Consider the following 6,225-nt stretch of genomic DNA (forward strand, 5'->3'; position numbering starts at 1 on the left):
TCACCGTTCGCGGGCCGGCGGGTCCAGCCGCGCGCATCCCGGCGGACGGTCGTCGACCACCGTGTGGACACGCACACCCGCATCGGCGGCGGCCCACCCCGCGGCGCAGGCGGCCCGCAGGGCGTCGAGATCATCGCCTGGGTCGCGGCCGGGCTCAGGGGTGGATCCGTTACCCGACGGACCATCAGCCGCGCTCAGGCTCGACCCCTCGGCGGGCGGCGATCCGGTGGCTGGCGACCGTGCGGGCGACCAGGACAGCGTCCCCGCGTCGACCTGGGCCGTCCACGCACCACAGGTGGCGACGAACGGGCCGGTACTCGGGCCGGTACCGTCGCCCGTGCCAGTGCCGGGCTGGCCGGGCCCGCCTCGCGCTCCGTCGCCCGCGCCCGCGCCCGCGCCCGCGCTGACCAGAACCGCCTCCGACGCGGGACGCAGCAGGCCGCGCAGATCGGGGGCGATGAAGGTGGGACGGTGTTCCGGCGGCGCGGCGAGCAGTTCGGCGGGGGTGGCCACGCCGGTGAACACGAGCAGGGTCGGAGTGCCCGAACGGGTGCCGGCCTCGATGTCGGTGTCGAGCCGGTCGCCGACGATGACCGGGGTGCGGGCACCGCTGCGGCGCATCGACTCGCGGTGCATCGCCGCCTCCGGCTTGCCGGTGACCAGGGGTTCCTGCTCGGTCGCGGCTCGCAGTAGCGCGGCGATCGAGCCGTTGCCCGGGGCGATGCCACGTTCGGTCGGCACGGTGCGGTCGGCGTTGCTGGCCACCCACCAGGCGCCTGCCTGGATCGCGTAGGCAGCCTCGGCGATGCGGGCGTAGGTGAGCTCCGGGTCGAATCCCTGCACGACCGCGGCCGGGTCGTCGTCGGCGCCCGTGACCGGGGTGAGCCCCTCGTCGGCGACCGCCTCCCGCAGCCCCCGCCCGCCGAGCACCAGTACTCGGCTGCCGGCGGGAAGCCGTCCGGCGAGCACATGCGCGGCGGCCTGCGCGGAGGTGACGACGTCCTCGGCCCGGGCCGGTACCCCGAACCCGGTCAGCCGGTCGGCGACCTCGCGCGGCGGGCGCAGCGCGTTGTTCGTGACGTACACCGTGCGCAGTCCGCGCCGCGCCGCCTCGGCGATCGTGTCGGCGGCGTGCGGCACGGCGGCGGCGCCGCGGTTGACCACGCCGTCGAGGTCCATGAGCGCGACGTCGAACAGCTCGACGAGCGGCCGATCCGTACCCCGCAACGGCGCATCCTCGGGCTTCGCGGCGTCCTCGGGCGTCACAGCATCCTCTCGGGTCTCACGGCATCCTCGGGTCTCACGGCATCCTCGGCCGTCACAGCATCCTCGGGCTGCCCAGCGCCGGGCTGCCAGGCGCCGGGCATCACGGCATCCTCGGGCCGCACGCGTCAGGTCCGGGCGAGGGCCGCACGCGCTCCGCGCAGGGCCACGCCGTAGTGGCTGATGTCGGGCCGCATCGCCACGGCGAGCGCCAGATGCTCCACCGCCGCCCGCAGATCACCGATCTTGCGCGCGGACAGGCCGAGCCCGAACTGGGCGTAGTCGTCGGTGGGATGCCGATCGACGATCCAGGCGAATGTCTCGCGGGCGGCCAGGTACTGCCCGGCGCTGAACTGGGCCCGGCCGAGCGCCTCACGCACGCTCGGGGACCCCGGCTCCGCCGCGACCGCGTGCGCCAGCAGCTGCACCGCGGCGTTCGCGTCGCCGTGGCCGAGCAGCGCCATCCCCCGGGTGTACCAGTCGTAGACCTCGCCGGCAGGGCCCGATCGGGCTCCCGCGGAACGCTCGTCGCCCCGCGAAGCGTCGATGCCCTGACGCGAAGCGCCACCGCCCAGTGGTGGATGGAGCCCATGGGCCGAGACATCCGCGAAGGGATCGTCCGGACCCTGCGCCGGGCGGCCGGTCTCGTCAGCCATCTGCACCTCCACGACCCATCTACGCCTCGACGACGCTCACGAGCCTCGACGACGCTGGCGAACACCACTCGGCGGCCCGCCCGTGCACCCGCTCCCGCGGACCACCAACCCCGCTGCGGGCATGCGTACTCCCGAAGCCCGCGATGGAGCCCGCAATCCCCGGAGCTGAGGCAGCTGGGTGCGCATCCTCGCGTTCCGCAACCACTCCGCTCACCTGCCCGGAGGCCGCGTGTCTCAATTCCAGTGTCGCCGCAACTCGTCCCGCGGGCTCCCGGATCGGATAACGATCACTTTCGCCGCTCGTCGCCGCGGTGTCCCCTGAGGTGGCGCGCGGCGCCCCCTAGCATGCGGTGCATGAGCTACGCCGACCCCAACGGGCCCATGTCCGTACCTCCCGAACCCGCGGGTCTGCTCCTGGCGCCGGTCCGGGCCGCGAGATTCCCCGTCCGCGGCGCCGCCTTGGCCGCGCGGACATCGCCGCCCTATGACGTCATCGACGACGACGAGCGGGCTCGGCTGTGGGCGCGCGACGAGCACAACGTGGTGCGGCTGATCCTGCCCGGGGACGACTACCTGGGCGCGGCCGCCACGCTGAACGACTGGCTCGCGTCCGGGGTCCTTCGCCGGGACGAGAAGCCGTCGCTGTACATCTGCGAGGAGGAGCAGGACGGGCACGTCCAGCGTGGTCTGATCGGCGCCGTCGCGCTGGCCGACCCGTCGGCCGGGATCATCCTGCCGCATGAGAACACCATGGCCGGACCGGTCGCCGACCGACTGGCCCTGACCCGGGCAACCCGGGCGAACCTTGAGCCGATCTTCTTGCTCTACGCCGGCGGCGGCGAGACCAGCCGGATCGTCGCAGCGACCGTCGCCACGGCGCCCGCCGTCGAGACGACCACCGAGGACGGTGTGACCCACCGGCTGTGGCCGGTGGACGACCCGGCCGTGCTCACCGCCATCGCCGCGGACCTCCTGCCGCGCCGGGCCGTCATTGCCGACGGCCATCACCGCTACGCCACCTACCGGCAGTACCAGGCGCAACGGCACGCCGATGGCGACGGTTCAGGCCCCTGGGACTTCGGGCTCGCCTTCCTGGTGGACGCCACCGTCTCCGGGCCGAAGGTGCATGCCATCCACCGGTCGATTGCCGGTCTCCCCCTCGCCGAGGCCACCCGCCTCGCCACCGGCGCCTTCACCGTCCGCCCGCTCGCCGGCCCCGACAGCGCGAACCTCGGGAGCCCCGGCTCGTCCTCGTCGCATTCCGGGCCGACCGACGACCTGGCTGGCCGGCTACTCGCGGAGTTGGCAACCGCCGGACGCGACGGGCACGCCTTCATCCTCACCGACGGGGTCTCGGCCTACCTGCTCACCGCACCGGCCGCGGACCTGCTGACCCGCAGCCTGCCCGCTGACCGCTCCGCCGCGTTCCGGCGCCTGGACGTCACCGTCGCCCACCTCGCGCTGATCGTCGATGTGTGGGGACTCGCGGACACGGTCGACGTCGTGGACTACCACCACGACGCGCCCGCGGCGATCGCGGCCGCGCGGACGTCCGGCGGGACGGCCCTGCTGCTCAACCCGACCCCGGTCGCGGACGTCACCGCCGTCGCCGAGGCAGGCGAACGCATGCCGCGCAAGTCGACCCTGTTCACTCCCAAGCCCCGCACCGGGCTCCTGCTCCGCCCGCTGGACGCCTGATCCCTCGCCTCAGTCCCCGGAGTCGGACCTGGGTTCGACCACCTCAGCCTCGACCGCCTCCGTCTCGACCACCTCCGTCTCGTCCACCTCGGGCATCCCGTCCGCCTCGGGCATCGGTACGCCGGTGGTGATGAGGTAGGCGCGGGCGGCGGCGTCGGTCTCGTCGTCGTCAATCGCGGCGGTCGAGGTGAACCAGCGGGCGGCCTCGGCGTCCCGACCGGCGGCCAGCAGCGCCTCGGCATACGCGTACCAGAGGCGAGGCGCCCAGGGCGGCGGCGTGCCCTTCGCGGTCGCGTGGTCACGCAGCAGCACCACCGCGGCGTCTGGCTGGCCAAGATCGCGACGGGCTCCGGAGACGACGATCAGCAGCTCCGCGTGGGCCGCCGGATCCAGCTGCTCGACCTGCGGGTCGCGCAGGTAGGCGACGGCACGATCAGCCCGGCCAAGGCCGCGCTCGCTGTCCGCCATCAGCGGCAGGTTGTGGGCCGAGCCGTCGATACGGCGTGCGGCGCGCAGCTCGAGCAGCGCCGTGGAGTACTCCCCCGCATGGTAAGCCGCGATGCCGACGGCCTCCCGCACGGCAGCGAGCCGCGGAACCCGGTCGGCGGCGGCCCGAGCATGGTTGAGCGCCGCCACGGGATCGTCGTCGAGCAGCAGCGCCGTCGCGACGAGGTGGCGGGCGATCGTGTCCGCCAGGTTTGCCGGCAGCCCACGCAGCGATCGCCGGACGTCCGGGTCCAACAGGTCGGCGCGGGCTTCCTCGGGCAGCGGCGGCGTGACGACGCGCGCCCGCCGGCTCCCGCCCGCCTCGGCCCGCTCGGGCCTCGCCGCCCGATCTGGCCGCCCGGGCCGGTCGGGCCGCGTGTTGCGGTCCGGCCGCATGGGCCGATCCGACCGGGTAGGCCGGTCCGACCGGGTGGGCCGGTCCGACCGGGTCGGATGATCCGGACGGGTGGGGCGGTCCGGTCGGCTCGGGCGATCCGAACGGGTCGGATGATCCGGACGGGTGGGACGGTCCGGCCGGGTTGGCTGGTAGCGATCGGTGCGATCCGGTGTGTCCGAGCGCGCCTCGCGCGGCGGACGTTCTGATCCCGTCGGCGCGGACCATCCGTCGCGCCGTGGACCCGCCGACCGTTCAGGTCGAGCCGAACGATCGGAGCGCTCCAGGTGCTGCGGCCGTTCCTTCCAGGCCGGTCGTTGCGCACGCTCCGATCCCACCGACGGCTCTGGCCGGTTCGGACGTTCGCGCCAGTCCGCACGCGCGGTATCCCTGCGCGGCGAGCTGTCATCCCTGCGCGGCGGACGCCCTGTGGCGTCCGTCCGATCGGGGCGACGGCCGTCGAAGCCGGTCCCCCGGCCATAGCCAGCGGAAGATGAGGACGAGCGGTGGCCCGCCACGCGCGCCGTCGTCCCCGACGTCACATCGCCTCGTCCGCGCGGTGCCTCGTGCCGCTGGTCTGCACGGCGATCCGAGCTGTAGCCGCCCCGCGGCGTGCGTCCAACGCCGTCTGCGGCGCTCGGCCGTCCGGCCGGACCGCCCGGTCCGCCACGTTCCCCCCGCCGGGCCCGCCACGCCGCCTCCGCCGCCAGCTTGGTCCGGCCGCCGGCGCCCCCGGTGCTCCGGTCCGCACTGGTGCTCCTGGTACGGCTATCAGTGCGCCCGCTCGGACCACGGCCGTCGGACGCCCCCTGCCCGCCACGAGTCCCATGCTCGCCACCGTCGGTGGCGCCGCGGAACCGCTCAGGACGGTCCCGGCCGGCTGCCGCGTCCGGCCCGCTCCTCGGGCCGCCGGTCCCTGGCCGCTGGCCTGAGCCGCCGGTTCCGGGCCGCTGCCCTCGCCTCACCTCGGATGGCGCGCCGAATCCACGCGTCTGCCTGACACCGCCCGAATACCCGCCACGTTCGGGTGCCGCACCACGAGCCGCCGACGGCGCGCCACGGCCGGTCGAGCCACGACCATCAGGGGAGCGACCATCGGCCGAGCGACCATCGGCGGAGCGGCCATCAGAGAAGCGACGGACCTGCGCGGGACGGGCCCGGCCGGCACCTCCGGCCGCGTCTGACGGCACCCCGCCTCGCGGCGCACCAGACCGAGCGCCGGAACCTCGCGCCGCCTCGCCGCCACGCGCCGACGTGCCGCCCCCTCGCGTCGACGCACCGCCGTAGGTGTTCCTGCGGGCGCCGGACGGTTGACCCCCGTCCCGGCCGGACCAGCCGCCGCGACGCTGCCCTCCGTCCGGTCGCCCGGACCCACCGGCGGTGGCGGGCCGCCGCCGGTCGCCGTCAGCTGCATCGTCCCTTGCCATGAACGGTTGGTCCCCTTCGTCCTTGACCCGGGCCGATGCCAGCTGAGCTCTCATCCGCGCCACGAGCTCGGTCATGCCCACAGTTCGACCCGATCCACAGTACGGGGACAACCGCCGCGTTCGAGCGGACGGTCCCCGCACGGCGGCCGCCGTCCGTCTCACGTCCCGGCACGGCGGTGTCGGCGTTGCGTGGGAGCCCACACCCCCCAGCCCCCCAGGCGGAAAATCCCAGAAACAGGTGAAGGGCCGCCCCGAAAACGGGACAGCCCCACAACCTGTATAAGTCCGGCGGCGACCTACT

General features: G+C 74.7%; 4 protein-coding genes. 1 reads left to right on the forward strand and 3 read right to left on the reverse strand.

Translation table 11 applies throughout. The features are described from left to right. Positions 1-1,266: an HAD-IIA family hydrolase gene (locus MXD95_RS10265; RefSeq protein ID WP_250640336.1), complete on the reverse strand. Its 1,266-nt coding sequence runs from the start codon at positions 1,264-1,266 to the stop codon at positions 1-3. Between the two features lie 125 nt (positions 1,267-1,391). Beyond that, positions 1,392-1,919 (reverse strand): tetratricopeptide repeat protein, encoded by a 528-nt coding sequence (locus MXD95_RS10270; RefSeq protein ID WP_250640337.1) that lies wholly within the window; start codon positions 1,917-1,919, stop codon positions 1,392-1,394. A gap of 345 nt (positions 1,920-2,264) precedes the next feature. Here MXD95_RS10270 and MXD95_RS10275 point away from each other — a divergent pair, with 345 nt between their 5' ends. After that, positions 2,265-3,617 carry a DUF1015 family protein gene (locus tag MXD95_RS10275; RefSeq protein ID WP_250640338.1) on the forward strand — a complete coding sequence of 451 codons (1,353 nt, stop codon included), beginning with the start codon at positions 2,265-2,267 and terminating at the stop codon, positions 3,615-3,617. 9 nt (positions 3,618-3,626) lie between these two features. Here the strand turns inward: MXD95_RS10275 and MXD95_RS10280 are convergent, their stop codons facing one another. Beyond that, positions 3,627-4,499 carry a tetratricopeptide repeat protein gene (locus MXD95_RS10280; protein WP_250640339.1) on the reverse strand — a complete coding sequence of 291 codons (873 nt, stop codon included), beginning with the start codon at positions 4,497-4,499 and terminating at the stop codon, positions 3,627-3,629. Between the last annotated feature and the right edge of the window lie 1,726 nt (positions 4,500-6,225).

The organism is Frankia sp. AiPa1, assembly GCF_023243075.1.
Taxonomy (GTDB): domain Bacteria; phylum Actinomycetota; class Actinomycetes; order Frankiales; family Frankiaceae; genus Frankia.